Source organism: Bradyrhizobium sp. JR3.5, from assembly GCF_054057015.1.
In genome coordinates this window covers 4,095,653-4,120,525 of the sequence record NZ_JBSRYV010000002.1, presented here as the reverse complement: position 1 = coordinate 4,120,525, position 24,873 = coordinate 4,095,653, and the positions used below count along the sequence as shown (strand labels likewise).

Sequence of the window (24,873 nt, the reverse complement as noted above, 5' to 3'; positions counted from 1 at the left end):
GGGGCTCTCTCCGCAAGTCATATTGTGGAGAGAGCCCCCACCCGCATCGCATCTTCGACGCGATGCGACCTCCCCCGCAAGCGGGAGAGGTGCAGCCAGTGTGCCGCAAGACTGATTCAACCTGCCTTCATCATACTGCTGTGACCGAGGCAAAGAAGTGTTCGGGGCCGTCGGCCTCGATCAGCCTCTTGCCTTCGATCACCCAGAACCGGTTGGCCACCGTGCGTACGAGCTGGCGGTCGTGCGACACCAGGAGGCAGCTGGCCTGCTGCTCCATCAGTTCCTCCTCCAGCGCCTCCTGGCCCTCGATGTCGAGGTGGTTGGTCGGCTCGTCGAGCAGATAGAAGTTCGGCTGGGTAAGCCGTAGCACCAGCATGCCGAGCCGGGCCTTCTGCCCGCCCGACAGCCGCCCGATCGGACGGCCCTGCATCTCGATCGAGAGCCCGGCGCCGGCGAGCAGGCCGCGCGCTCGCTGATCGCCGACCTCGAAACGCCGCGTCAGCATGCGCATCGGCGTGTCGCTGTCCACCAGATCGGCCAGCGCCTGATCGCAATAGCCAAGCACCAGCGACTCGGTGGCCCTGATCTCGGCGGGTGCGGCCTCCGCGTCCTCGATCGCGAGCCGCAGCGCCGCGACGAACCGGGTCTTGCCCGCGCCGTTCGGTCCGAGCAGCGCGATCCGGTCGCCCTTGCAGATGAACTGCTGGCCGGTCCTGAACAACGGCCTGCCGTCGGGGGTCGCGATCGCGGCGTTGTTCAGCCTGATCAGAACCTTGGCATGGGTGTCGCGATTCGCGAGGCGGATCGTGCCGGCCGAGCGTTCCACATGCGCCGGTTTCGCCGTCTCCTCCAGTCTCTCGGCACGTTGCTTCAGCTGCTTGGTCTTCGACAGCAGAAGGTCGCTGCCGGAGTTGATGCCGAGGTTGTTGAGCTTGGCGGCCTGCTGCCGGAGCTGCCGGACGGTCTTCATGTCGCGCTGAAAGCGCCGCTCGTCCGAGGCATCGAATTCGTCGAGCGCCGCGCGCGCCGCGGTGTAGTGCAACGCGAACAGCTGCGACCGCTCCGGGCGCAGGAACAGCGTCCGGTTGGTGGTCGCATCGAGGAAGGCGCGATCGTGGCTTGCGATCACCACCGGCATCTCGCGCGGCAGCGTATTCAGCCAGGCCTCAAGCCGGCCGATCTTGGCGAGGTCGAGATGGTTGGTCGGCTCGTCGAGCAGCAGCACGTCGGGCTCGGTCACCAGCACGCGGGCGAGCAGCGCAAGCCGCAGCCAACCGCCGCTCAATTGCTTGAGCGATCGTGCCCACAACTCCTCCGGCACCTCCAGCGATTGCAAGGCGACGTCAACCCGCCAACCCTCGCTAGCGCGCTGCTCGCCGGGTAGTGCCTCGAGCACGGCGGCATGGAACGGGGTATCGAGCAGCCTCGGCGGCGCATCCTGCTCGACATGGCCGACGGTCAGGCCACGCGAACGGGTGATGTCGCCTTCATTGGGCTCCATGCTGCCTGCGATACAGCGCAGCAGCGTGGATTTGCCCCGGCCGTTGGCGGCGACGAGCCCGATCCGGTCGCCGGCATTGACGACAAAATTCAGTTCGGAAAACAGCGGCGCGTTCAGCGTCACACCGAGATTGCGTACATTGATGAGGGTCACGATCAATTCTCTGGTCTTGCCGGCGATCACGACGTCATCCAGAGGCGTCCAGCCATCATCGGATGTGCGTGTCGGTGCGCGGCGAGGGATTCAAATGCAGGCGCGAACGCTCAAACGTTCGACGCCGCACGGCCACGAAGGGCAGACCAGGAAGAGATTTTGTCCGAGTTTCCGGTCAGCCCTGCAAACGCATTTGCAGGGCGTTGACGGGGCCACGCTTGAGGTGGGGATCGGTGAATCTCGCCACGACGCAGCCCTCCTTTCTCGGCAAGAATGTTGTGGTGGGCCGAGATTTAGCCGGACGCGCCACGGATGGCAAGCGCCGCCGACCGGGCGAGTCCGGCGGACCGGGCCAATTTACCCGGCCCTGCGCACGGTTTCGGCGAGCCGGTCGCCGCCGATCAGCGCGGCAAATTGACCGATCGGGGCGGGCCGGCCGATCAGATACCCCTGCACCGCGTCGCAACCTTCCTCGGAGAGGAAGCTGAGCTGCGCTTCGGTCTCGACGCCTTCGGCGACGATCGACATTTCGAGGCCGTGACCGAGATCGATGACCGCGCGGACGATCGCGGCCGATTGCGGATTGCGGCCGAGATTGATGACGAAAGCGCGGTCGATCTTGATCTTGTCGAACGGAAACGCCTGCAGATAGCTCAGCGAGGAATAGCCGCTGCCGAAATCATCCATCGAGATGCGCACGCCGAGCGCCTTCAGCCGCCGCAGCAGCGACAGGCCGCGGTCGAAATCCTCGATCAGCACGCCCTCGGTGATTTCAAGCTCGAGGCGATCGGGCGTCAGCCCGGTCTCGAGCAGGATCGAATGCACGAGCCCGACGAGGTCGCCATGGGTGAACTGCGCCGGCGACAGGTTCACGGCGACCTGCATCGGCACCGCCCAGGAGGCGGCCTCACGGCAGGCTTCGCGCAAAATCCATTCGCCCATTTCGACGATCAGGCCGCTTTCTTCCGCGAGCGGAATGAAGTCACTGGGCGGCACGAAGCCGCGTACCGGATGGTGCCAGCGCGCCAGCGCCTCGAAACCGATGATCTGGCTGCCCGCAACGCTCGCGCCGGTGGCCGCCTGCGGCTGATAGTAGAGCGACAATTCGCCGTTCTTGATCGCGACCGACAGCTCCTGATGCAGCACGCGGCGATCGCGGATCTGCTGGTCCATCTCCGGCTCGAAGATGGAGATCGTGCCGCGCGACTTGGCCTTGGCGCGGAACAGCGCCGCGCCCGAATTGGCCAGCAGCGAGGCGGCGTCGGATCCGTTGTGCGGGAACACCGCAATGCCGGTGGTGAGGCCGGTGCGCACCGATTTGCCGTCGATCGCGAAATCCTCACCCAACGCCTCGGCGGCCTGCTCGGCCAGCGCAATGCCCGCGGCCGGCTGCTGGCCGTCGATGATGAGGCCGAATTCGTCGCCGGACAGCCGCGCAACCACGCCGCCGCGCGCCACGGTCTGCAAGCGCTGCGCGACTTCGATCAGCACCTTGTCGCCCATCGCGTGGCCGTAGACGTCGTTGATCTCCTTCAGCCCGTCGAGATCGACGCAGAGTACGGCGAACTCCTCGTCGGTGCCGTCGCAGGCCTCGATCATCTGGGTCAGCGCCTGCAGGAAGGCGGCGCGATTCGGCAGATCGGTCAGGCCGTCGTGATAGGCCATGTGCGCCATGCGCGACTCGGTCTGGCGCCGGTCGGTGACGTCCTCATGGGTCTTGATCAGATATTGCGGCTCGCCATGGTCGTCGAGCACGGTCATGCGGCGGGTCAGGAACAGCCGCAGGCCGTCCTTGGTCGAGATCGGGTGCTCCTCGGCGATCATGCTGCGCTTCCTGATCGCAGCCTCGTCGCGGGCGACGATCAGCTTGGCTTCGCGCGCATTGAAGATGTCGGAAGCGGTGAGCCCGGCGGCGTCTTCGCGGCGGCGGTTGAGGATCGTCTCGGCGCTGCGGTTGGCCAGGAGATAGCGGCCGTCGCTGACGCGCTGCACGATCAGCGAGACCGGGATGTTGTCGACCACGAGCTCGAGGAATTTCTTGTTGTTCTCGAGCTCGCGCGACAGCGAACGGCGGTCGGTGACGTCCTCGAACAGCGCGATCAGGAATTCCGGATCGCCGGCCTCGTTGCGGGCGATCACGCGGTTCGATGCCAGGATGCGCCTCTCCGAGCCGCGTTCGACGAAGAATTCGCTGCGGTGATAGCCTTCCGGCGCGTCCAGCGCGGCGCGGTCGGCGGTGTCGATACTGACGGCGGTCTCGGGACGGAAGATCTCGTCGGCGCGCTTGCCCACGATGTGATCGCGCGAGAAGCGCGAGAAGCGCTCGAACGCGCGATTGGCGAAGATGTAGCGGCCGTCCTCGATGTTCTTGGCCGCGACGCAGACCGGGACGTTGTCGAGCACGGATTCGAGGAATTGCGTGGTCGAGGCGAGCTTGCGCGACAGCTTGCGCTGGTCGGTGCAATCGAGATGGGTCGCGACCGAGCCGCCGTTCGGCAGCGGAAAATATTTCACCAGCACCGATCGGCCGCCGGGCAGTTCGGTGACCAGCCCATCGGGCGCTGCGGCCCTGGCGAAGAAATCCTCGGCGCTGATGTCGAGCACGCCGCGGTCGCGGCGCAGCTCCAACAGCTCGGTGCCGGTCATGTTGCGCTTGATGTCGGCGCGCGACAGGCCGTAGATGTCGAGATAGCGGTCGTTGCAGAACACGATGCGCTCACGCGCATCAGTCATCACCACGCCCTGGTTCAGATGGTTGAGGGCGGACGACACGAAGGCGTTGCGCCGCAGTTGCGCGCGCTTGGCCTTGCGCAGGGCCGAAAGGATCCACAGCCCGACCGCGCCGAGGAAGGAGGCAACCACCACGCTGCCGATCAGCAGCTCCCAGACCACACCGGGATCGAGGTCACCAAGATAGATCGACGGGGCGAAGGCGGCGGAGGCGGCCCGGGCTGCACCGACCGGCACGACGGCCGCGATCAGGCAAAGGACGGCCCTTGCCGGAATAGAATTCTTCCCGCCCGCCTGCCACTTCCTGCCAGCCATCAATCACCCGCGGATTTCCGGGGCGAGTGTCCGGCTCGGGCGGTTTGGATCGGGTAAACGCGTAGGGATGCAACTGGAAAATGCCACTTAATGTACGGCAATTGCCCTGACATGATTAATGCGCCACTAACTGAGCATGGCTCCCCAACTATTTGAGATAGCCCAAGCACTTGCCTAATAAGCACTTGCCCAAAACGATCGGATCGGCTGAACGATTGTTAGCGGCAACAGCGGGAGCATCGCCGCGCGGGAATGGTCGGATCTGAAGGACGAGATGGACAGGGTTGATTGTGTGGTCGTCGGTGCGGGGGTGATCGGCCTCGCGGTGGCGCGCCGGCTGGCACAGGCCGGCCGCGAAGTGATTGTGATCGAGGAGGCCGAAGGGATCGGCACGGTGACCTCGTCGCGGAACAGCGAGGTGATCCACGCCGGCATCTACTACCGGGCCGGCAGTCTGATGGCGCGGATGTGCGTCAGCGGCAAGCGGGCACTTTACCGTTACTGCGCCGAGCACGGCATCGCACACAGGAATTGCGGCAAGCTGATCGTTGCCACCACGGCCAAAGAGACCGAAAAACTGCGGTCGATCCAGGCCCATGCCGAGGCCAACGGCGTCGACGACATGCAGCAATTATCCGGCGAGGCGGCACGCGCACTGGAGCCGGCGCTGAACTGCGACGCGGCGCTGCTGTCGCCCTCCACCGGGATCATCGACAGCCATGCCTACATGCTGGCGCTGCGCGGCGACGCCGAGGCGGCCGGAGCGGCATTCGCCTTCCATACGCCGCTGCTCCACGCCAGGGCCACGGCCAACGGGTTCGAGATCGAGGCCGGCGGCGCGGCGCCCATGACGCTGGCCTGCGATCTCCTGGTCAATGCCGCCGGCCTCGGCGCAACGGCCGTCGCGCGCAACGTCGAGGGCATGCCGATCGAGTTGATTCCAACGGCCTATCTGGCCAAGGGCAATTACTTCAGCTGCAGCGCCAGGGCGCCGTTCTCGCACCTGATCTATCCGGTGCCGGAGCCCGGCGGGCTCGGCGTGCACCTGACGCTCGACATGGCCGGACAGGCGAGGTTCGGCCCCGACGTCGAATGGATCGATCACATCGATTATGCCGTCGACCCTGATCGGGCCAAGCGGTTCTATCCGGCGATCCGGAAATACTGGCCGACCCTGCCGGACGGGGCGCTGATGCCGAGCTATTCCGGAATCCGGCCCAAGATCGTGCCGCCGGCGGTCGCGACCCAGGATTTCCTGATCCAGGGACCGGCTGATCACGGCGTCGCGGGTCTGATCAACCTGTTCGGGATCGAATCGCCCGGACTGACATCATCGCTCGCGGTCGCCGACCATGTCGGCGAGCTGGCGGAGCTCTGAGCAAATGCAGCATGACCTCCCGGGGGATGCGCGCCGCGGCGTTCATCCCTCGGTGAAAGGCCCAGATTATTTGCTAATTTGCGGAGGAACCGGCTTAGTGGACCGTGTCATCGGCGGAAAGTCTCAACCGCTCGATTTGGTCCTTGACCATCAACTTGCGGCGCTTGAGCTCGCAAATGTGGAGATCGTCTACGGAGGGATGAACGAGCGCTTCGTGCAGTTCGTTCTCAAGTATTTTGTGCTTACGCTCCAGCTCAACGAGATGGGCCTGTATTGCCATTGCGAACACTCCTCGGTGCGTTAAACCTCAGGTTCGATCCGGACCAATAAGTCTACACGAGTGGGCGGTGCTGTCGATAGGGGACGCGAAATGCCGCACGCACTCATTTCGGTTTATCTGTAACTAATCGTGACTATGGAACCGGTTCGGCTTGCGCCGCGCGCGCTCAGGGAGGATATTCCGGCGAGCGGCTGCTTCGGCCGCAACAACCTCGTCGTGCTTACCAGTCAATACACAACCATGAACGATCAGGATGAGCGCGAACTCCTCGCCGAGCTTGCGCGTCTGCAACAAGAGCACCGCGACCTCGATGCCGCGATCGACGCGCTGCATCAATCGCCGGCGCCGGATCTCTTGATGCTGCAACGCTTGAAGAAGCGGAAGCTGCAATTGCGCGACCGCATCGCCTTCATCGAAGATCAGATCACGCCCGACATCATCGCCTGACGCCGTCTCTGCGGTTCGGCGGCCCGTTGGTTCAGATCCAGCGGCGGTTTTCCCCGTCATCCACAGCGCCTCATTGGCTTCACGTTCGCGGCAACGGACGCGGGCGTGCCTTTCGGCGCTTGACTCCAAAAGAACAAAATAAGAACATACCGATCCAGCCGCCAGCCATCAGAGGGAGTTTGACCATGTCCGCACCGCCTTCCCTGCCCGACAACAGCCGCTACGAGCAGGCGTGCGATCAGGCGATCGCGATGTGCGACGGCAACCTGCGCAGCACCATCAAGGCGCTGATCATGGCCAACGAATATCTGGAAGCCGAGCTCGAGGAATTGCAGGCCGCGATCGCGGCCGGCTGCGTGCCGGCGCGAACCCATGCGGCGAGTGATGCCGCCTGATCTTCAGGGAGCACAGCAATGGCTGACGTGACCTACTACGTGGCGCTGCCTTTCATGCAGGACGACGACGGCACGCCGGTTGCCGGCAGTGCCGAGGAATGCCAGAGCTCGGCGATCGCACTGCGCCGGGCGGAGACGATGTCGCGGATGCCCGGCAGCATCGGCGCCGTCGCGTTCAGCCGCACCGGCGATCCCGCGATCGGCGAATTCGGCGATGCCAAGCTGCTGCGGGCCTACGGCAATGTGCCGGAGGATCTGAGCGCGCTGTAATTTTCAGGATTCGTGGCGCCGCTGCGCCTTGCGCACATACATCGCACGATCAGCCTCATCGAGCACGCGATCGGCATCCGAATGTGCGGTGAGGATCGCAACACCAGCGGAAGCGCCCGCGGAGACGCGGCTGCCGCGGAACACGAAGGTCAGGCGGTCGATCGCCTCTTCCAGCGCAGCCGCCTTGGCGCGGGCATCGGTCTCGCTGAGATTCCACAGCAGCACCGCGAACTCGTCGCCACCGAGACGGCCGATCACGTCGGAGGCGCGCACCTGGTCCGATATCGCAGCGACGATCGTCTTCAGCACCTCGTCGCCTGCCGCGTGCCCGAACGCATCGTTGATCGGCTTGAGGCGATCGACGTCGAGCACGATCAGCGCGCCGGAGGCCTGATAGCGCTTGATGAAGGAGAGCGAACGGACGAGCTCGCGCTCGAAGCCGCGCCGGTTCAGGATGTCGAGCAGGAAGTCGGTCTCGGCGGAGGCCTGCAGCTCCTCGATCCGGGCCTGGGCCCGCGCCAGCTGCGCCCGCAACCTGCGGATCGTAGATTTGTCGCCGGACGCGACCGCGCCTCGCATGGAAGCTTCGGTTCCAGCCGCTTTGGTTCCAGTCCCCGTTGTTGCCGTCCTGCCGGGTGCGGATTTGCGCGCGGCGGGCGCGCCTTTTCGTCGTTTTGCCGCCCCGGAGGCCGCCGCCGTCGTCTTCTTCTTCATGCGCATCCTTGTTGAGGCCTGCTTATGAAGGCTTGCCGGGATTCACCAAGACAGGATAGTCCATTCTAACTCCCTTGCCACGCCTTGGATGACGCCCGGGCCGCCCCTATAATCGGCCTATGCTTTTGGATTCCTGCACAGAATTGAAGAGATGACCGCTCCGATCGCCATCATCATGGGAAGCCAGTCCGACTGGGAGACCATGCGCCATGCCGCCGAGACCCTGGCCGCGCTGGGCGTTGCCTGCGAAACGCGCATCGTTTCGGCGCACCGCACCCCCGACCGGCTCTATGCCTTTGCCAAGGGCGCCAAGGCGGCCGGGCACAAGGTGATCATTGCCGGCGCCGGCGGTGCCGCCCATTTGCCGGGCATGACGGCCGCGCTGACGGAGCTTCCGGTGTTCGGGGTTCCCGTCGAGTCGAAGGCGCTGTCCGGCGTCGATTCGCTGTACTCGATCGTGCAGATGCCGGCCGGCATCCCGGTCGGGACGCTGGCGATCGGCAAGGCCGGAGCGATCAATGCCGCGTTGCTCGCGGCGAGTGTGCTCGCGCTCAACGATCCTGCATTGTCGGCCCGCCTTGCGGCCTGGCGCACGCAGCAGACCGATGCGGTCAAGGAGCATCCGGAGGGCTCGGCGTGACGGCTTCGAACCTCGTGAAGCTGAAGCCGGGCGACACCATTGGAATCCTCGGCGGCGGACAATTGGGCCGGATGCTGGTGCTTGCCGCCGCGCGCCTCGGGCTCCGCTGCCAGGTGTTTTCGCCGGATCCGGACTCGCCGGCCTTCGACGTGGTGCAGAACGCGACCTGCGCGGAATATGCCGACGTCGAGGCGCTCGAACTGTTCGCCAACGACGTCGACGTCGTCACCTATGAGTTCGAGAATGTCCCGGCTGCGACCGCGATGGTGCTCGCCGCGCGCCGTCCGGTGCTGCCCGCACAGAAGATCCTTGAGACCACGCAGGACCGGCTGATCGAGAAGGATTTCGTCAGCAAGCTCGGGATCGGCACCGCCGATTACGCCGACGTCTCCTCGGTCGCCACGCTACGCGCAGCGATCGAACGGATCGGCCTGCCCGCCGTGATCAAGACCCGCCGCTTCGGCTATGACGGCAAGGGCCAGGCCATCATCCGCGCCGGCGACGACCTCGAGCAGGTCTGGCAGGACCTCGGCACCAAGTCAGCCATCCTCGAGGCCTTCGTGCCGTTCGAGCGCGAGATCTCGGTGATCGCGGCCCGCTCAGCTTCCGGCGAGGTCGAGTGCTTCGACGTCACCGAGAACGAGCACCGCGACCACATCTTGAAAACTTCCCGCGCGCCGGCCGCGATCCCCGACGAGCTTGCGGCGCAGGCGCGGGCGATCGCCGAAAAGATCGCCGCGGCGCTCGACTATGTCGGCGTGCTCGCGGTGGAGATGTTCGTGGTAACAGGCACGGACACACCGACGGTGCTGGTCAACGAGATCGCGCCGCGCGTGCACAATTCCGGCCACTGGACGCTCGACGGTGCCTCGATCTCACAGTTCGAGCAGCACATCCGTGCGATCGCCGGCTGGCCGCTGGGCAAGCCGGTGCGCCACGGCGATGTCACCATGACCAACCTGATCGGCGACGACATCCTGAGCTACGAGCAGTGGCTCACCGTTCCCGGCGCCACTGTGCATCTGTACGGCAAGGGCACGCCGCGCCCTGGCCGCAAGATGGGACACGTCACCGAAGTGACGCCGGCCCGCAAGCCGTAATTCCACACCGGCAGCCGCTGGCCGCCTTCGCGCCATCGATGGAAATGGGATCGCGGCAACCACGATCCCATTAGCCGATCACGCGGTCTTGACGCCGGCGACGATGCCGGTCGGCTCGTCGCTGAGCCAGCGATAGATCACGCCGCCGAGCGCGCCGCCGATCAGCGGCGCGACCCAGAACATCCAGAGCTGCCCCAGCGCCCAGCCGCCGACGAACAGAGCCGGCCCGGTGCTGCGCGCCGGGTTCACCGAGGTGTTGGTGACGGGAATGCTGACCAGATGGATCATCACCAGCGCGAGGCCGATGGCGAGCGGCGCGAAGCCGGCGGGCGCCTTGCCGTGGGTCGATCCCATGATGATGAACAGGAACATCATGGTCATCACCACTTCGGTGATGAAGCACACCACCATGCTGTAGTGGCCCGGTGAGTGCGCGTCATAGCCGTTGGAGGCGAAGCCCTTGGTCACGTCGAAGCCGGGGGCGCCGCTGGCGATCACATAGAGCAGCCAGGCCGCGATGATCGCGCCGGCGACCTGCGCGATGATGTAGGGCAGCACCTGGCCGCCAGGGAAACGGCCGCCCGCGGCGAGCCCGACCGTCACGGCCGGGTTGAGGTGGCAACCCGAGATATGGCCGATCGCATAGGCCATGGTCACCACACTGAGCCCGAAGGCCAATGACACGCCGACCAGGCCGATCCCGACTTGCGGAAAGCCGGCCGCGATCACCGCGCTGCCGCAGCCAGCGAATGTGAGCCAGAACGTACCGATCAGCTCGGCCGCGTATTTCTTCATGTCCATGTGGCATCTCCCCTATTTCCAATGTCCGGGTTATCTGAAACTCCGGGAGCGGCCCCGGTCTTGGCGCCAAACCACCCAAATCAGGGCCGCACGAAGGCATTTTCGCCCCATTTCGTGGCTTTACTAGGCCCTAAAGTCACTCGACCGGTGGACATCTGCGCGTTTGTCTGATACATGCGCGCGCCTAGGGTTAAGAGGCAGGCCTTTTGCCGCCCCTTTACCTTGCCAGAATTCCGAACCGATCAATTCAAAAGAGGATGCCGCGTGCAGGTTCTCGTCCGCGATAACAATGTCGACCAAGCCCTGAAGGCGCTGAAGAAGAAGATGCAGCGCGAGGGCATTTTCCGCGAGATGAAGCTCCGCGGTCACTACGAAAAGCCCTCTGAGAAGAAGGCTCGCGAAAAGGCCGAAGCCGTGCGCCGCGCACGCAAGCTGGCGCGCAAGAAGCTGCAGCGCGAAGGCCTGCTGCCGATGAAGCCGAAGCCGGTGTTCGGCGCTGGTCCCGGTGGCGACCGTGGCGGCCGTCCCGGTGGTGCAGGCGCCGGTCGCGGACCGCGCTGAACCGTTTTGCCGATATGGAAGTCTAACAGCGCGGGCCACGGGCCCGCGCTGTTGTTTTGAAGCCAGCCGTGTTCCGGGGTACCCATGCAAAACGACCGGCAAGAGCACTTTGCATGATGGCCGTTCCGGCGCTCCGCTCCCCGCTCCCAGAAGCTGCGCACCGCCGTCGTGCCGCGCACCTCGTCATCATGGCCGTGGTTCTCGGCCTGCCGCTCGGGGGCTGTTCCTTCGACCTGGGATCATGGGGCTCGGACGACAAGCCGAAACAGGCTGCCGCTGCCGACAAGCCTGCTGCTGACACCATCACCCCACAGGACATCAACAGCGCCAAGGATCACGCCACGCGCGGCCAGATGCTGGCGCATTCCGGCAAGGTCGATGAGGCGCAGGCGGAATTCGAGCAGGCGCTGACCGCCGACCCTTACAACATCCAGGCGCTGTACGGCCGTGGCCTGATCTATCAGGGCCGCGGCCAACATCAGCAGGCGATCGACGATTTCACGGCGGCGAGCGGGCTGTCGCCGCAGAAGGCCGAGCCGCTGGTCGGCCGCGCCACCAGCTACCTCGCGCTCGACAAGGCCAAGCAGGCCGTCTCCGACCTCGACGAGGCCGTGCAGGCCGATCCCAGCAATGTTGCAGCGTGGAGCGCGCGCGGCCAGGCCTATGAACGGCTCGGCGATAGGGCCAAGGCAGCGGCGTCCTACAATCGCGCGCTCGCGCTGCGGCCAAATGACGGAAGCGCGCGCAGCGGGCTGGCGCGCACCGGCGGCTAGAGCATGTTGTTTTTTGCCGGAATCGGGATTGAACGAAGCCGCTGCCGCGGCGTAGGGGGCAAGGTGGCATAGATCGCCTCCTGGCTGAGAGGATGTGGGTGTTGGAGCCCACCCCCTCAGACAGGAGTATCGAGATGGCCGATTTGAGCCCTCTTCGCCGCCGCATGATCGAAGACATGACCGTCCGCAATCTGTCGCCGGCGACGCAAAGATCCTACATCAGCGCGGTTTCGAAGTTCAGCCGCTATTTTGGCCGATCGCCTGACCGGTTAGAGCTGGAAGACGTCCGCGCCTTCCAGGTGCATTTGGTCTCGACCGGCATCTCATGGCCGGCGCTGAACCAGATCGTCTGTGCGCTACGGTTTTTCTACGGCGTCACGCTCGGCGAGGCGCTCATCCCAGAGCGCATTCCCTATGCGCGAGAACCGCGCAAGCTGCCGGTCGTTCTCAGCGCCGACGAAGTGGTTCAGTTTCTTGAAGCGGTATCGAGCCTGAAGAGCCGCGCCGCGCTCACCACCGCCTATGCGGCCGGGCTCAGGGCCTCGGAGGTTGCGGGACTGCGGATCGAAGACATCGACAGGCGCCCGCGGCGTCATCCAGGTGCGCCACGGCAAGGGCGCGAAGGATCGCAACGTGATGCTGTCGCCCCAGCTGCTGGGCATCCTGCGCACCTACTGGCGGCTCGCCCGGCCGCGGCTTTATCTGTTCCCTGGTCGTGACGAAGATCATCCGATCGATCAGACCGTGCTGCATGCCGCCTGCCGGTCGGCGGTGAAGGCTGCGGGCCTGACCAAGCGCGTCACGCTGCACACGCTGCGCCACAGCTTCGCGACACATCTTCTCGAGAACGGAACCGATATCCGGATCATCCAGGTCTTGCTCGGGCACAATAATTTGTCGTCGACAGCGCGCTACACGCAGGTCGCCACCGATACGATCCGAGCGACGCAGAGCCCGCTCGATCGCCTGTCGCTGGAGGTGACGCCACCTGGATGACCCGCAGCGGGATGCGGGTCATGACCCGCTCCGACATCCGCTCCAACAGGCCCGCCATCGAGATTGCCGATATTCTGCGCCGGCATGGCGACGCCTATCGCCGTGTACATGCCGGTCATCTGGGGCGGGTCGAGCGGCGCGTGATGAGCGCGATCGTTGCGTGCCGGACCGAGGCGCTCGGCGGCCACATGCAGGCTTGCGACGACTGCGGCACGACACGCGTTGCCTATAATTCCTGCCGCAATCGGCACTGTCCGAAGTGTCAGGGGAGAGCCCGAGCCGCGTGGCTCGCCGCGCGTCAAGCCGACCTGCTTCCGGTTCCCTATTTCCACGTCGTCTTTACACTTCCCGCACCGATCGCCGCGATCGCTTTCCAGAACAAGGCCGTCGTCTATGCCATCCTGTTCAAGGCTGCCGCCGAGGCGATGACGACGCTCGCCGCCAATCCACGCCGGCTCGGCGGTGCGATCGGCGGCGTCGCCGTCCTCCACACCTGGGGACAGACGCTGATGCATCATCCCCACGTCCATTGCGTCGTTCCGGGTGGCGGCCTCTCGCCCGATGGCGCGCGCTGGACCGCTTGCCGACCGAACTTCTTCCTGGCCGTCAAACCGTTGTCCAGACTATTTCGCACACTTTTTCTCAAACGTCTGTCGGCAGCCTTCAACTCCGGTGCCTTGCGTTTCTTCGGCGATCTCGGAGCTCTGGCCGAGCCGGCTGCCTTTGCGGCCCACCTCGACGCCATGCGACGCATCAACTGGGTTGTTTACGCCAAGCGGCCCTTCGGCGGACCCGCACAGGTCCTGGCCTATCTCGGCCGCTACACCCATCGCGTCGCGATCGCCAACAGCCGGCTCGTCGCACTCGACGACGATCATGTCGCCTTCTCATGGAAGGACTATCGCCAAAACAGCGCGACAAAGATCATGAATCTCAAGCCCGATGAGTTCATTCGCCGTTTCCTGCTTCATACGCTGCCTGACGGCTTCCACCGCATCCGCCACTTCGGCTTCATGGCCAACCGCCATCGCGCTGCCAAGCTCGCCCTTTGCCGCGAACTTCTCGATCATGAGCGAACAGCCCCAAACGATGGCCAGCCGTCGCCTGTGGATTCGGAGGCTCAAACCTGGGCCGAGGTTCCTGCCTGTCCCGATTGTGGTGGCGTCATGCGCATCATTGAGCGCTTTCGACATAGCTTCAGACGCCCCAGCCCTCGAACATCACCGTTCCGATGCGACACATCGTGAGCCAAGTCATGTCGTGCACGACGATCATCATTCGTCATTTCGCTCCCAGCGTCTCGATCATCGCGGACGATGTCGAATCCGTGCTGTCACACTGCGCGACAACAACCGTCCGATGCAGCAAAAGGCCTATCGCGATCTCAGGCGAAGCGCGTCTGATCTCAACTCTTCCAGGATGCGCACTCCTGTGTCTCTGCCTCACGCGCCGAGCCAGCAGATCGGGCATGGCGATCTCGAACAATCCCCATAGCTGCAAAACCGCGAATAGCCTCCCGCGCCTTCGTTCAATCCGGCTTCAATGAGGTCGCGTCATAAGCGCCTGCCGCGCCCTCGCGTGAGCGCGACCTCACAGAACCCTCCAGATTCCCAGAAGGGACAATTTCTGATTCAAACTCCATGCTGGAACGGGGGCCAGCATGGATGACGCGACCCTATTCGGAAGATCTTCGTGAACTCGCTCTGGCGCGGGCTGACGCGGGCGAGACCGTGCGTTCGATTGCAGAAGCGCTTCAGATCAGTCCTTCCTGTGTGACAAAGTGGAAGAATCTGCGGCGGGAGACCGGAGGCGTTTCTCCCGGCAAGATCGGCGGTCACAAGAAGCCGGTTCTGTCCGGCACCAATGCCGACTGGCTGCGCAAACGCATTCGCTCCGGCCCATTCACTTTGCGGAAGCTGACGCAGGAACTGGCTGCGCGCGGGATCAAGACCGACGTGCGGGCAGTGTGGACGTTCGTCCATGCCGAAGGGCTGAGCTTCAAAAAAAACGATCCTGCCGGCCGAACAAGATCGTCCCGATATCGCGCGTAAACGGACGCGCTGGAAGACCCATCAGGGCAGGATCGACGCCTCGCGCCTGGTCTTTATCGACGAGACCTGGATCAAAACCAACATGGCGCCGCTGCGAGGCTGGGGACCGAGTGGGCAACGTCTCCAGGCGTCTGCGCCTTTCGGCCATTGGAAGACCATGACCTTCATCGCGGCGCTGCGCCACGACCGGATCAGCGCGCCATGGGTCATCGACGGCCCCATCAATGGCGAGCTCTTCACCCTCTATGTCGAGCAGGTGCTGGCGCCGACCCTCGCAAAGGGTGAACTCGTCATTCTCGACAATCTCGGCAGTCACAAGGGCAAGGCGGCGCGCAACGCCATCCGCGCCACAGGAGCCCATCTGCTCTTCCTGCCGCCCTATAGCCCCGACCTCAATCCGATCGAGCAGGTCTTCGCCAAGCTCAAACACCTGATGCGAGCCGCGCAGCCGCGTGATGTCGAAGCGACTTGGCGCAAGGTCGGCGAACTCCTCGACGTCTTCTCCAAGGAGGAGTGCGCCAACTATCTCAAAAAAATTCAGGGTACGTTTCCGTATAAACACATCATGCTCTAGCGCGCTTTCGAACGAAGCGGATACCGCTTCGTTCGAACAGGATGCGTCGAGAACGACAGATCCGTGCTGCGGGTTACTTCGGCAGGACGGCGTGGAACATCGACTTCATGCCGGAGAACATGTCGTCGGTCACCGACGTGCGCTCGTTCTTCGGCGCCGGCATCGCAGCGTCGGCGCGCAGGTCGAGCGGAGCCTGCAGCACCGGGACCGGAATGTCGGCCGGCGGCGTCAGCCGATTCGCATCTTGGGCATTGGCGGCGTAGGGCGGACGCGGCTGCGCGGCTTGATCGGCATTGTCGCTGGACGGGTTCGACACCATGATCGGCGGCGGCAACGGCCGGATCGCCGGGGCTGCCGCCGGACGCTGCTGGTCAGGCAGGCGGGCGAGATCAGTGCTGCGAGCGTCCTGGGAGCGCACGGCGTCCTGGGAACGCGCAGCGTCCTGCGGACGCTCCTTGCGCAGCCGCTCGATGGCGGCACGCGCAAGATCGTTGGCATCGCGGGCTTCCTCCGGCGTGACGGCGGACTCGACCGGTGCCGCGGCGGGCGCAGCCTTCGCGACCGCCTTCGGCGCTGCCGGATGATGGCGCGCGTCGGCCGGGATGCTGGCCGTCTCGGCCGGCGCATCAGCTTTCGTGTCGGCAGATTTGGTATCAGCCGATTTGGGATCGGCGGGCTTCTCGGTGACGGTGGCCTTCTCCGACGCCGACCGCTCGATCAGGGTGCGCTCGGACATGCCCTTGGCCTTCACGCCGGCTTCCGGGAGGCTGCTGACCACGGTGGACTTTTCGGCGGGCTTGGCAGCGGCTTTCGGATCCGCCTTGGGATCCACGGCGGCGGTCACGGCTGCGGCATCCGGCGCTTGCGGCTTGGCCACGATGTAATGATTGACGATGTACGCCCCGATGATGGTCGCTGCCACCGAGGGTAAGATGTCCATCACGAATTTCTTCAGGTAACTCAGCATGACCTGCCACTCCCCACCCCGTTATTTCATGCTGGAACTTTGAGGCACATTCAGGGATCAACTGCGACGGATCGGTGGCAAACCCCCGTTCCGACGTCACCTTTGGTGTCACTTTGGTTTCAGCGGAGGCGCCCCCTGCGTAGGCCGCGTCCGCCTTCTAGATCATCGTGCAGCCGTTAACGGGTTATGAATTTCCACAGCCCCGCGGACTCGGACCTGCCATTCGGCCCGCGCAGGGTTCCTTGCAGGGCTTTTTGCACCGCGTCAGGGCTTGAGTTCGACCTCGAGGAATACGATCTCGCTGGCCGTCTCGTTAAGCACGTCGTGCTGGACCCCGGCCTTGCGGAAATAGGACCTGCCGGCCCCGAGCTGCGCCTTCGAGCGCTCGCCGTTCGGCGCCACGATCGTCATCTCGCCTGCCGTGATCGGAACGATGACGTAGTCCATCTCATGGGTGTGATGGCCGGTGGCGCTGCCCGGCGCGAGCCGCCATTCGGTCACGCGGACCTCCGCCGTGTCCACCTGAACATCCGATTTGGCGCTGAGCATCGTCACTTCTCCAATTAGGGCACGAAAACCATGAACACGAACACGGCGAACACCACCATGTGAACGAGCCCGAACAGGATGTTGGTGCGGCCGGTTCCGAAGGTGAGCATGCTGACCATAAAGGTGAGCAGCAGGATCAGCATATCCTGGTTGCTGAGCCCGAGCACCAGCTGCTTGTCCAGCGCATAGGCGGCAACCGCCACCGCGGGAACCGTGAGCCCGATGGTTGCGATCGAGGAGCCGAGCGCGAGGTTGATGCTCTTCTGCAGGTCGTTCTTGCGCGCCGCCGACACCGCGGCAACGCTCTCCGGCAGCAGGATCAGGGCCGCCACCACCAGACCTGCAAAGGCCGGCGGCGCGCCGATCTTGACGGTGACGACATCGACCACCAGCGAGAATTTCTTGGCCAGCAGCACCACCGCCAGCAGCGAAACCAGCAGCAGGGCAACGCTGATCGCCGTCATGCGGTCCGACATCACCTCGCCATGCGCCGCCGCCTCATTGGCGCCGCTGACGAAATAATCGCGGTGGCGGATGGTCTGGGTGTAGAGGAACACCGCATAAAGCAGCAGGGTCACGACGCTGATCACAGCGAGCTGGGCCGTAGAGTAGATCGGGCCCGGCGCGGTGAGGGTGAAATTCGGCATGTCCAGGGTGATGGTCGCGAGCACGAACAGCACGCTGAGATAGAGATTGGCGCCAGTGATCTGGAAATCCTGCTCGCGGTAGCGGATGCCGCCGATGAAGATGCAGAGCCCGACCAGGCCGTTGCAGACGATCATCACCACCGCAAACACGGTATCGCGCGCCAGGGTCGGCGCCGGCGTGTCGCCCAGCATGATGGTCGAGATCAGCGCCACCTCGATGACGGTCACCGCAAGCGTCAGGAGCAGCGTGCCGAACGGCTCGCCGATCCGCTCGGCAATCATCTCGGCATGGTGGACGGCTGCAAACACGGTGCCGAACAGGATCACCAGCAGCACAATTGCGAAGATCCAGCCGGGGGCCGACGGCGCGAAGCTGTAACCGGTGGCCGTGACCGCCGCAAACAACAGCACCGCCAGAACAGGATACAGCCAGGCCGACCGTGGCATCGGTCCGTGTGCGCTCATCGTGGGATCCCCTCGCTTCCGGTGATGCGATTATGCGATAGACAATTGCCCCCGTCAGCCTCTTGCGGCGTCGATAAACGGCCGCGCCGTCCCCATCGCACCGAAATCGTCGAGATTGTCGTGCGCGCCACCGGGCAGTCGCACAAACTGCTTGGGCTCATGGGCGAGGCTGAACAGGCGCTCGCCGAAACGGATCGGGATCACCGGATCGTCGGTCCCATGCATGATCAGGAGCGGCGCCGTGACGTCGCTGATTCGCCGGTCGGAATGGAATTGATCCCGCATCAGCAGGCTGACCGGCACATACCAGAAGTGCGCGCCGGCGACGTCAACCGTCGAGGTATAGGGCGCCTCCAGGATCAGTCTGCCGACCGGATGTTCGGCGGCGAGCGCGACCGCAACGCCGGTGCCGAGCGAGAATCCCCAGACCACGATCTGCGCCGGACGGTAGCGCGCTGTCGTGAACGCGTAAGCCACTGCTGCGTCCTGCAACAGGCCCTGCTCGCTCGGAGAGCCGCTCGAACCGGCATAGCCGCGGTAGGACAGCGCCACCAGCCCGGTGCCGTCGGCCGCGATGGCCCTGAAGCGCGCCACCCGCCCGGCAAGGAAATCGCCATTGCCGGGAAAGAACAGCACGACGGGCCGGCCGGGCTTCGCCGGCACGTGCCAGACGATGACCTTCTCGCCGTCGGCCGTGGTCAGGACATTCTCCTCCGCTTCGGGAAGGCCGGCGGCTGCGGGCGCCGTCCGCCCGACCGGCGGGATCGGAAACAGCAATTCGCGCTGCTTGACGTACAGCACCGCGAGTCCGCCGAGATAGACGACGGCCGCGGCGATCATGAGCCATTTCAGGATTGCGAGTGCCAGCGCCATATCACCGGTGCCGCAGCTATGTCTTGCCGCGGAGCTTGAGCAGCTTCTCGACGTCAACCTTGATGCTGTCGGGGATCAGCCGGCACGCGCACGCCACCGCATGCGTCACATGCCAATCGATGCGCTGCTCGCGCGTAGCCCGGGGCGGCATGCGATGGTCTCGATGCCACTCCCGGTTCAGCGCCATTCGCCGCGTGCCTTACATCGCCTTGACGATGTTCTCGGTAACCTTCTTGGCGTCGCCGAGCAGCATCATGGTGTTGTCGCGGTAGAACAGCGGATTGTCGATGCCGGCATAGCCTGAGGCCAGCGAACGCTTGATGAACATCACGGTGCCGGCCTTCCAGACCTGCAGCACCGGCATGCCGTAGATCGGCGAGGTCTTGTCCTCTTCGGCGGCCGGGTTGGTGACGTCGTTGGCGCCGATCACAAAGGCGATGTCGGCCTGGGCGAACTCCGAGTTGATGTCCTCGAGCTCGAACACCTCGTCATAGGGCACGTTGGCCTCGGCCAGCAGCACGTTCATGTGGCCGGGCATGCGGCCCGCCACCGGGTGAATGGCGTATTTCACCTCGACGCCTTCCTTCTTCAGGAGGTCGGCCATCTCGCGCAGCGCGTGCTGGGCCTGCGCCACCGCCATGCCGTAGCCGGGCACGATGATGACCTTGGAGGCGTTCTTCATGATGAAGGCGGCATCATCCGCCGAGCCGAGCTTGGCCGGCTTCTGCTCGCCCGAGCCGCCGCCGGCCGCCGCGGTCTCGCCGCCGAAGCCGCCGAGGATCACCGAGATGAACGAGCGGTTCATCGCGTGGCACATGATGTAGGACAGGATCGCGCCCGACGAGCCAACCAGCGCGCCGGTGATGATCAGCGCCGAGTTGCCGAGCGTGAAGCCGATGCCGGCCGCGGCCCAGCCCGAGTACGAGTTCAGCATCGAGATCACGACCGGCATGTCGGCGGCCGCCGATCGGGATGATCATCAAGACGCCGAGCGCCAGCGCGATGATGGTGATCAGCCAGAAGTCGAGCGCGCTGCCCGACATCACCAGGCCGACGATGAAGAACACCAGCGCCAAGGCGAGCACGATGTTGATGACGTGGCGGAACGGCAGGATGATCGGCGCGCCGCTCATCCGGGCCGACAGCTTCAGGAACGCGATCACCGAGCCGGTGAAGGTCAGGGCGCCGATCGCGACGCCGAGCGACATCTCGACCAGGCTCTGCGGATGGATGTTGCCGGGCGTGCCGATGTCGAACGCCTCGGGCGCGTAGAACGCGCCGGCCGCGACCAGCACCGCGGCCATGCCGACCAGCGAATGGAACGCGGCGACCAGCTCCGGCATCGAGGTCATCGGCACCCGGCGCGCGATGACAGCGCCGATGCTGCCGCCGATCGCGATCGCGACGATCACCAGGAGCCAGGCCACGCCGTCGGCCGGCGGATGGCTCGCCAGCGTGGTGGCGACCGCGATCGCCATGCCGATCATGCCGAAGAAATTGCCCTGGCGCGACGATGCCGGGCTCGACAGGCCGCGCAGCGACAGGATGAACAGCACCCCCGCCACGAGGTACAGAACAGCAGCCAAATTGGCGTTCATCTCAGGTCCCCCTTTGTCTTCGTCACCCCGAGGTGCACGCCGCTCACTTGGCTTTCTTCTTGTACATCGCCAGCATGCGCTGGGTGACCAGGAAGCCGCCGAAGATGTTCACGCAGGCGAAGATCAGCGCCACGAAGCCGAAGCCGCGGGCCCAGGGCGAGCCGCTCGACACCATGCCGACGCCGACCGCGAGCAGCGCGCCGACCACGATCACCGAGGAGATCGCGTTGGTCACGCTCATCAGCGGGGTATGCAGCGCGGGGGTCACCGACCACACCACGAAGTAGCCGACGAACACGGCAAGAACGAAGATCGACAGCCGGAACACGAACGGATCGACGGCCTGCGCGAGATGCTCCATGGCTTCTCTCCTTACTTCGGCTGGAAGTTGGGATGGATGACGGCGCCGTCTTTGGTCAGCGCGGTGGCCTTCACCAGCTCGTCGTCCCAATTGACCGCGAGCGCCTTGCTGGCCTTGTCGACCATCGTCTCGATGAACGAGAACAGGTTGCGCGCATACAGGCTCGAGGCCGAGGCGGCGACCCGGCCGGCGACATTGGTGTAGCCGACGATCTTGATGCCGTCGGTCTCGACCACCTCGCCAGGCCTCGCGCCCTCGACATTGCCGCCACGCTCGACCGCGAGATCGACCAGCACCGAGCCCGGCTTCATCGATTTGACCATCTCGCCGCTGACGAGCTTCGGCGCCGGACGGCCGGGGATCAGCGCGGTGGTGATCACGATGTCCTGCTTCTTGATGTGCTCGGCGGTCAGCGCGGCCTGCTTGGCCTGATACTCTTTCGACATCTCCTTGGCGTAGCCGCCGGCGGTCTGCGCGTTCTTGAACTCCTCGTCCTCGACGGCGAGGAATTTTGCGCCCAAGCTCTCCACCTGCTCCTTGGTGGCGGGCCGCACGTCGGTCGCGGTGACGACGGCCCCGAGCCGCCGCGCGGTCGCGATCGCCTGCAGGCCGGCGACGCCGACGCCCATCACGAACACTTTGGCGGCCGGAATGGTGCCGGCGGCGGTCATCATCATCGGGAAGGCGCGGCCGAAGGCCTCGGCGCCCTCGATCACCGCCCGGTAGCCGGCGAGGTTGGCCTGCGAGGACAGCACGTCCATCACCTGGGCGCGGGTGATGCGCGGCATCAGCTCCATCGCAAACGCGGACACGCCGGCATCGGCCATCGCCTTCAACGCGGCCTCGTTGCCATAGGGATCCATGATCGCGATGACCAGCGCGCCGCGCTTGTACTTCGACAGCTCGGAGGCCTCCGGCCGCTTCACTTTGATGATGATGTCGGCGTCCTTGAGCGCGTCGGCGCTGACGGTGGCGCCGGCCGCGACAAGCTCCGAATCGGGCAGCCCCGACTTGACGCCCGCGCCCGGCTCGACCGCGACCTCGGCGCCCAGCGCCTTGAACTTCTTGATGGTATCGGGCGAAACCGCAACCCGCGGCTCGGACGCATCGATTTCCTTGGCAACGGCGATCTTCATGGGCCCTCCGGCGGCGCGAGCGGCGCACGCGTCTTCAAACTAGCGTTATTTTCGCCAGATTGGATACCCGGTTTTTCCATCCGGGTTTCGACAGGAATTCCGGCACCGCCGCGGGACGGCGATGCCGCTAGCCGATCAGGGATCAGACCAGGAAATAGGCCATCAGAGCGAGGAGGATGGCGACGCTGATGGTGCCGTATTTGACCAGCACGAGAAACCCTTCATAGGTCTGCTCATGCGCCACGTAATCGTTGCCGTCGGCGGTCGTATAGGCCACTTCGCTATGGTCTGCCATCGCTGTCCCCAGTCAAAAATTCGCGTTCTGCGAGCCATTACCGCAAACAGGTTGGCAGGGCAACGGCGTGGTCCCGATCGGGCGATTTGAACCGCAAATCGTCCCCGATTCACCCCTCGAGCGACGGCCCTGTGGCCGCCCCGGGAGCAGGATTGATCTCCCAAACGCGGGCGTCACGGGACGATCATGTCGTGAGGCGCAAAAAACGCTGCGCGAATCTGACCCGAGCCAGCCGGCAGGCCGATGGTCGTCAGCCCATCGTCTCCAGTTCGTCGATCATGCCGGCGATAACTGACAGGCCGCCATCCCAGAATTTCGGGTCCTTGGCGTCGAGCCCGAACGGCCGCAGCAGCTCGGAGTAATGCTTGGTGCCGCCGGCGGCGAGCATGTCGAGATAGCGCTCGGCGAAACCTTCGGATGCGTGCTCGTAGACCGCATAGAGCGAGTTCACCAGGCAATCGCCGAACGCATAGGCGTAGACGTAGAACGGCGAGTGGATGAAGTGCGGGATGTACATCCAGAACGTCTCGTAGCCCGGCTTGATCTCGATCGCGGGCCCGAGGCTCTCGCCCTGCACGCTGAGCCACAGCTCGCCGATCCGCGCGGCGGTGAGCTCGCCATTCTTGCGCTCGGTATGAACCGCACGCTCGAATGAATAGAACGCGATCTGCCGCACCACGGTGTTGATCATGTCCTCGACCTTGCCCGCGAGCAGCGCCTGGCGCTGCTTGGCGTTCTTGGTCTGGGACAACAGCCGCTTGAAGGTCAGCATCTCACCGAACACGCTCGCGGTTTCCGCCAGCGTCAAAGGCGTCGGCGCCATCAGCGCGCCGTTCTTCGCCGCCAGCACCTGATGGACGCCGTGGCCGAGCTCATGCGCCAGCGTCATCACGTCGCGCGGCTTGCCCTGATAGTTCATCAGCACATAGGGATGCGCCGACGGCGTGGTCGGATGCGAGAACGCACCGGGCGCCTTGCCGGGACGCACCGGCGCATCGATCCAGCGATCGCTGAAGAAGCGCTCCGCGATCTCGGCCATCTTGGGCGAGAAGCCATTATAGGCCGACAGCACCATGTTGCGCGCCTCGGGCCAGGCGATGGTGCCGGTCGCCGCGAACGGCAGCGGCGCGTTGCGGTCCCAGTGCGGCAGCTTCTTCTTTTTGAACCAGCCGGCCTTCAACGCGTAGTAGCGGTGCGACAGCTTCGGATAGGCCGCGCGCACCGAGGCGACCAGCGCATCGACCACCTCGCGCTCGACCCGGTTGTTGAGATGCCGGGAATCCGCGATATCCTGGAAGTCCCTCCAGCGGTCGGAGATTTCCTTGTCCTTGGCAAGCGTGTTGGTGATCAGCGCGAAGGTGCGCTCATTGTCCTTGAAGGTCTTGGCGAGCGCCTGCGCCGCCGACCTGCGCTTGTCGCCGGCCTTGTCCTGCAACAGGTTCAGCGTCGGCTCGATCGCGAGCTCCTTGCCCGCGACCTTGAAGCGCAGGCCGGAGATGGTCTGGTCGAACAACCGGTTCCAGGCCGCGTAGCCGCTCTGCGCCTTTTCGTGGAAGAGCTGCTCGACGCGATCCTCGAGCTGGTACGGCTTGTCCTTGCGCAGATCCTCGATCCACGGCCGGTAATGCCCGAGCGTGGGTTCGGCCATCGCGCGCTCGATCACATCATCGTCAACCCGATTGAGCTCGAGCGAGAAGAACAGGAGATGCACCGATGCGGCCGTGAGCCGTTCGGAGACGTCGCCGTAGAATTTCGAGATCGCGGGATCGACGCTGTCGCCGGCATGGACCAGGCCGGCATAAGAGCCGAGACGGCCAGCCAGATCGTCGATCGCCTCATAGCGGCGGATCGCCCCGGCCAGCCACTTTCCGCCACCTTCCTTGCCGGTATTTTCGGCAAGCTTGCCCTTGTAGTCGGTCTCAAACGCGACGCAATCTGCATCCATTTTCTGCAAATCGAGTGCGACTTCCGGCGCGTCGATACCGGAGTAGAGATCTGCCAGATTCCATTCCGGAAGCTTGCCGGTCTTGCCGGCTGCCTGTTTCGCCGCCGGGCTGGCTGCGGCCGGTGTTGCGTTGCGCGGCCGTCTTGCGCAGCGCGGCTTCCTTGCGGAGAGCGGCCTTGCTGAGAGCAGACTTGTTGGAAGCAGTTTTGGAGCGCGAGGTCATCTTGTTCGTAACCTTACTTCAGTCGGAAAGATGTCGGCGGCGGCGGAATGAAAGCGGGTTTGCAAGGTTTAAGAGTGCGTTAATCGGCATCGGCGACAGTGCCCCGATTCGAGACAGATAAACGTAGCGTGCGGG

The 24,873-nt window shown here is 64.7% G+C and carries 24 protein-coding genes and 3 pseudogenes; 12 read left to right on the top strand and 15 right to left on the bottom strand.

Features of this window, described 5'->3' with window-relative positions; translation table 11 throughout:
• Window positions 1-130: 130 nt before the first annotated feature.
• The gene (locus ACVWW1_RS36530; RefSeq protein WP_456659219.1) at window positions 131-1,654 is read right to left on the bottom strand and encodes an ABC-F family ATP-binding cassette domain-containing protein; all 1,524 of its coding nucleotides are present in this window, start codon (window positions 1,652-1,654) and stop codon (window positions 131-133) included.
• A 357-nt stretch (window positions 1,655-2,011) separates the two neighbouring features.
• Window positions 2,012-4,699 (bottom strand): sensor domain-containing protein, encoded by a 2,688-nt coding sequence (locus ACVWW1_RS36525; protein WP_456659218.1) that lies wholly within the window; start codon window positions 4,697-4,699, stop codon window positions 2,012-2,014.
• A 274-nt stretch (window positions 4,700-4,973) separates the two neighbouring features.
• Here ACVWW1_RS36525 and ACVWW1_RS36520 point away from each other — a divergent pair, with 274 nt between their 5' ends.
• A complete protein-coding gene (locus ACVWW1_RS36520) occupies window positions 4,974-6,077 on the top strand; it encodes an NAD(P)/FAD-dependent oxidoreductase (RefSeq protein ID WP_456659217.1) in 1,104 nt (367 codons plus the stop codon).
• A gap of 94 nt (window positions 6,078-6,171) precedes the next feature.
• Here the strand turns inward: ACVWW1_RS36520 and ACVWW1_RS36515 are convergent, their stop codons facing one another.
• The gene (locus tag ACVWW1_RS36515; RefSeq protein ID WP_050422666.1) at window positions 6,172-6,357 is read right to left on the bottom strand and encodes a YdcH family protein; all 186 of its coding nucleotides are present in this window, start codon (window positions 6,355-6,357) and stop codon (window positions 6,172-6,174) included.
• A gap of 240 nt (window positions 6,358-6,597) precedes the next feature.
• Here ACVWW1_RS36515 and ACVWW1_RS36510 point away from each other — a divergent pair, with 240 nt between their 5' ends.
• From ACVWW1_RS36510 to ACVWW1_RS36500, 3 genes are all read left to right on the top strand, one after another.
• Window positions 6,598-6,804: a YdcH family protein gene (locus ACVWW1_RS36510; RefSeq protein WP_024583705.1), complete on the top strand. Its 207-nt coding sequence runs from the start codon at window positions 6,598-6,600 to the stop codon at window positions 6,802-6,804.
• 185 nt (window positions 6,805-6,989) lie between these two features.
• The gene (locus ACVWW1_RS36505) at window positions 6,990-7,199 is read left to right on the top strand and encodes a hypothetical protein (protein ID WP_092123514.1); all 210 of its coding nucleotides are present in this window, start codon (window positions 6,990-6,992) and stop codon (window positions 7,197-7,199) included.
• A gap of 18 nt (window positions 7,200-7,217) precedes the next feature.
• The gene (locus tag ACVWW1_RS36500) at window positions 7,218-7,469 is read left to right on the top strand and encodes a hypothetical protein (protein ID WP_050422668.1); all 252 of its coding nucleotides are present in this window, start codon (window positions 7,218-7,220) and stop codon (window positions 7,467-7,469) included.
• A gap of 3 nt (window positions 7,470-7,472) precedes the next feature.
• Here the strand turns inward: ACVWW1_RS36500 and ACVWW1_RS36495 are convergent, their stop codons facing one another.
• A complete protein-coding gene (locus tag ACVWW1_RS36495) occupies window positions 7,473-8,048 on the bottom strand; it encodes a GGDEF domain-containing protein (protein ID WP_456659216.1) in 576 nt (191 codons plus the stop codon).
• Between ACVWW1_RS36495 and ACVWW1_RS36490 the strand changes: the two genes are divergently transcribed.
• The 3 genes from ACVWW1_RS36490 to ACVWW1_RS36480 all read left to right on the top strand — a co-directional run bounded on the left by ACVWW1_RS36490 (window position 8,047) and on the right by ACVWW1_RS36480 (window position 9,923).
• Window positions 8,047-8,211 (top strand): hypothetical protein, encoded by a 165-nt coding sequence (locus ACVWW1_RS36490; RefSeq protein WP_456659215.1) that lies wholly within the window; start codon window positions 8,047-8,049, stop codon window positions 8,209-8,211. The genes ACVWW1_RS36495 and ACVWW1_RS36490 overlap by 2 nt on opposite strands.
• Before the next feature lie 123 nt (window positions 8,212-8,334).
• A complete protein-coding gene (purE, locus tag ACVWW1_RS36485; protein WP_176533674.1) occupies window positions 8,335-8,823 on the top strand; it encodes a 5-(carboxyamino)imidazole ribonucleotide mutase in 489 nt (162 codons plus the stop codon).
• A complete protein-coding gene (locus ACVWW1_RS36480) occupies window positions 8,820-9,923 on the top strand; it encodes a 5-(carboxyamino)imidazole ribonucleotide synthase (RefSeq protein ID WP_456659214.1) in 1,104 nt (367 codons plus the stop codon). The genes purE and ACVWW1_RS36480 overlap by 4 nt, the downstream gene beginning before the upstream one ends.
• Window positions 9,924-10,001: 78 nt before the next feature.
• Here the strand turns inward: ACVWW1_RS36480 and aqpZ are convergent, their stop codons facing one another.
• A complete protein-coding gene (gene aqpZ / locus ACVWW1_RS36475) occupies window positions 10,002-10,724 on the bottom strand; it encodes an aquaporin Z (RefSeq protein ID WP_092123506.1) in 723 nt (240 codons plus the stop codon).
• Window positions 10,725-10,988: 264 nt separating this feature from the next.
• On the opposite strand from aqpZ, the gene rpsU reads away from it, so the two are divergent.
• The 5 genes and pseudogenes from rpsU to ACVWW1_RS36450 all read left to right on the top strand — a co-directional run bounded on the left by rpsU (window position 10,989) and on the right by ACVWW1_RS36450 (window position 15,663).
• Window positions 10,989-11,285: a 30S ribosomal protein S21 gene (gene rpsU, locus ACVWW1_RS36470; RefSeq protein ID WP_021078544.1), complete on the top strand. Its 297-nt coding sequence runs from the start codon at window positions 10,989-10,991 to the stop codon at window positions 11,283-11,285.
• Window positions 11,286-11,398: 113 nt separating this feature from the next.
• Entirely contained in the window at window positions 11,399-12,058 is a 660-nt protein-coding gene (locus ACVWW1_RS36465) for a tetratricopeptide repeat protein (protein ID WP_456659213.1), read from the top strand.
• A 134-nt stretch (window positions 12,059-12,192) separates the two neighbouring features.
• Window positions 12,193-13,054: pseudogene (locus tag ACVWW1_RS36460) on the top strand (tyrosine-type recombinase/integrase).
• A gap of 20 nt (window positions 13,055-13,074) precedes the next feature.
• Window positions 13,075-14,301, top strand: a complete 1,227-nt coding sequence (locus ACVWW1_RS36455) for an IS91 family transposase (RefSeq protein WP_176396397.1) — start codon at window positions 13,075-13,077, stop codon at window positions 14,299-14,301.
• 417 nt (window positions 14,302-14,718) lie between these two features.
• Window positions 14,719-15,663, top strand: a pseudogene (locus tag ACVWW1_RS36450) (IS630 family transposase).
• Between the two features lie 89 nt (window positions 15,664-15,752).
• On the opposite strand, the gene ACVWW1_RS36445 reads toward ACVWW1_RS36450, so the two are convergent.
• The 10 genes and pseudogenes from ACVWW1_RS36445 to ACVWW1_RS36400 all read right to left on the bottom strand — a co-directional run bounded on the left by ACVWW1_RS36445 (window position 15,753) and on the right by ACVWW1_RS36400 (window position 24,719).
• Window positions 15,753-16,646, bottom strand: a complete 894-nt coding sequence (locus tag ACVWW1_RS36445) for a hypothetical protein (protein WP_456659212.1) — start codon at window positions 16,644-16,646, stop codon at window positions 15,753-15,755.
• A gap of 264 nt (window positions 16,647-16,910) precedes the next feature.
• Window positions 16,911-17,195 carry a cupin domain-containing protein gene (locus tag ACVWW1_RS36440; RefSeq protein ID WP_092123500.1) on the bottom strand — a complete coding sequence of 95 codons (285 nt, stop codon included), beginning with the start codon at window positions 17,193-17,195 and terminating at the stop codon, window positions 16,911-16,913.
• Between the two features lie 14 nt (window positions 17,196-17,209).
• A complete protein-coding gene (locus ACVWW1_RS36435; RefSeq protein WP_456659211.1) occupies window positions 17,210-18,307 on the bottom strand; it encodes a calcium:proton antiporter in 1,098 nt (365 codons plus the stop codon).
• Window positions 18,308-18,361: 54 nt separating this feature from the next.
• Window positions 18,362-19,180: an alpha/beta hydrolase gene (locus ACVWW1_RS36430; protein WP_176533680.1), complete on the bottom strand. Its 819-nt coding sequence runs from the start codon at window positions 19,178-19,180 to the stop codon at window positions 18,362-18,364.
• Between the two features lie 16 nt (window positions 19,181-19,196).
• A complete protein-coding gene (locus tag ACVWW1_RS36425; protein ID WP_456659210.1) occupies window positions 19,197-19,331 on the bottom strand; it encodes a hypothetical protein in 135 nt (44 codons plus the stop codon).
• 48 nt (window positions 19,332-19,379) lie between these two features.
• Window positions 19,380-20,778: pseudogene (locus ACVWW1_RS36420) on the bottom strand (NAD(P)(+) transhydrogenase (Re/Si-specific) subunit beta).
• A 43-nt stretch (window positions 20,779-20,821) separates the two neighbouring features.
• Complete coding sequence (locus ACVWW1_RS36415; protein ID WP_456656966.1) at window positions 20,822-21,139, bottom strand: proton-translocating transhydrogenase family protein; 318 nt, start codon at window positions 21,137-21,139, stop codon at window positions 20,822-20,824.
• Window positions 21,140-21,150: 11 nt separating this feature from the next.
• Window positions 21,151-22,275 carry a Re/Si-specific NAD(P)(+) transhydrogenase subunit alpha gene (locus ACVWW1_RS36410; RefSeq protein ID WP_456659209.1) on the bottom strand — a complete coding sequence of 375 codons (1,125 nt, stop codon included), beginning with the start codon at window positions 22,273-22,275 and terminating at the stop codon, window positions 21,151-21,153.
• A 142-nt stretch (window positions 22,276-22,417) separates the two neighbouring features.
• Complete coding sequence (locus ACVWW1_RS36405; protein WP_097676083.1) at window positions 22,418-22,570, bottom strand: aa3-type cytochrome c oxidase subunit IV; 153 nt, start codon at window positions 22,568-22,570, stop codon at window positions 22,418-22,420.
• Between the two features lie 250 nt (window positions 22,571-22,820).
• Window positions 22,821-24,719 carry a M3 family oligoendopeptidase gene (locus ACVWW1_RS36400; RefSeq protein ID WP_456660764.1) on the bottom strand — a complete coding sequence of 633 codons (1,899 nt, stop codon included), beginning with the start codon at window positions 24,717-24,719 and terminating at the stop codon, window positions 22,821-22,823.
• Window positions 24,720-24,873: the final 154 nt, after the last annotated feature.

Coding starts and splice junctions, on each gene's coding strand:
- ACVWW1_RS36525 (WP_456659218.1), bottom strand. CDS start 4,699: ATGGCTGGCAGGAAGTGGCAGGCGGGCGGGAAGAATTCTATTCCGGCA.
- ACVWW1_RS36520 (WP_456659217.1), top strand. CDS start 4,974: ATGGACAGGGTTGATTGTGTGGTCGTCGGTGCGGGGGTGATCGGCCTC.
- ACVWW1_RS36515 (WP_050422666.1), bottom strand. CDS start 6,357: ATGGCAATACAGGCCCATCTCGTTGAGCTGGAGCGTAAGCACAAAATA.
- ACVWW1_RS36510 (WP_024583705.1), top strand. CDS start 6,598: ATGAACGATCAGGATGAGCGCGAACTCCTCGCCGAGCTTGCGCGTCTG.
- ACVWW1_RS36505 (WP_092123514.1), top strand. CDS start 6,990: ATGTCCGCACCGCCTTCCCTGCCCGACAACAGCCGCTACGAGCAGGCG.
- ACVWW1_RS36500 (WP_050422668.1), top strand. CDS start 7,218: ATGGCTGACGTGACCTACTACGTGGCGCTGCCTTTCATGCAGGACGAC.
- ACVWW1_RS36490 (WP_456659215.1), top strand. CDS start 8,047: ATGGAAGCTTCGGTTCCAGCCGCTTTGGTTCCAGTCCCCGTTGTTGCC.
- ACVWW1_RS36495 (WP_456659216.1), bottom strand. CDS start 8,048: ATGCGAGGCGCGGTCGCGTCCGGCGACAAATCTACGATCCGCAGGTTG.
- purE (WP_176533674.1), top strand. CDS start 8,335: ATGACCGCTCCGATCGCCATCATCATGGGAAGCCAGTCCGACTGGGAG.
- aqpZ (WP_092123506.1), bottom strand. CDS start 10,724: ATGGACATGAAGAAATACGCGGCCGAGCTGATCGGTACGTTCTGGCTC.
- ACVWW1_RS36465 (WP_456659213.1), top strand. CDS start 11,399: ATGATGGCCGTTCCGGCGCTCCGCTCCCCGCTCCCAGAAGCTGCGCAC.
- ACVWW1_RS36455 (WP_176396397.1), top strand. CDS start 13,075: ATGACCCGCTCCGACATCCGCTCCAACAGGCCCGCCATCGAGATTGCC.
- ACVWW1_RS36445 (WP_456659212.1), bottom strand. CDS start 16,646: ATGCTGAGTTACCTGAAGAAATTCGTGATGGACATCTTACCCTCGGTG.
- ACVWW1_RS36440 (WP_092123500.1), bottom strand. CDS start 17,195: ATGCTCAGCGCCAAATCGGATGTTCAGGTGGACACGGCGGAGGTCCGC.
- ACVWW1_RS36435 (WP_456659211.1), bottom strand. CDS start 18,307: ATGAGCGCACACGGACCGATGCCACGGTCGGCCTGGCTGTATCCTGTT.
- ACVWW1_RS36430 (WP_176533680.1), bottom strand. CDS start 19,180: ATGGCGCTGGCACTCGCAATCCTGAAATGGCTCATGATCGCCGCGGCC.
- ACVWW1_RS36425 (WP_456659210.1), bottom strand. CDS start 19,331: ATGCCGCCCCGGGCTACGCGCGAGCAGCGCATCGATTGGCATGTGACG.
- ACVWW1_RS36415 (WP_456656966.1), bottom strand. CDS start 21,139: ATGGAGCATCTCGCGCAGGCCGTCGATCCGTTCGTGTTCCGGCTGTCG.
- ACVWW1_RS36410 (WP_456659209.1), bottom strand. CDS start 22,275: ATGAAGATCGCCGTTGCCAAGGAAATCGATGCGTCCGAGCCGCGGGTT.
- ACVWW1_RS36405 (WP_097676083.1), bottom strand. CDS start 22,570: ATGGCAGACCATAGCGAAGTGGCCTATACGACCGCCGACGGCAACGAT.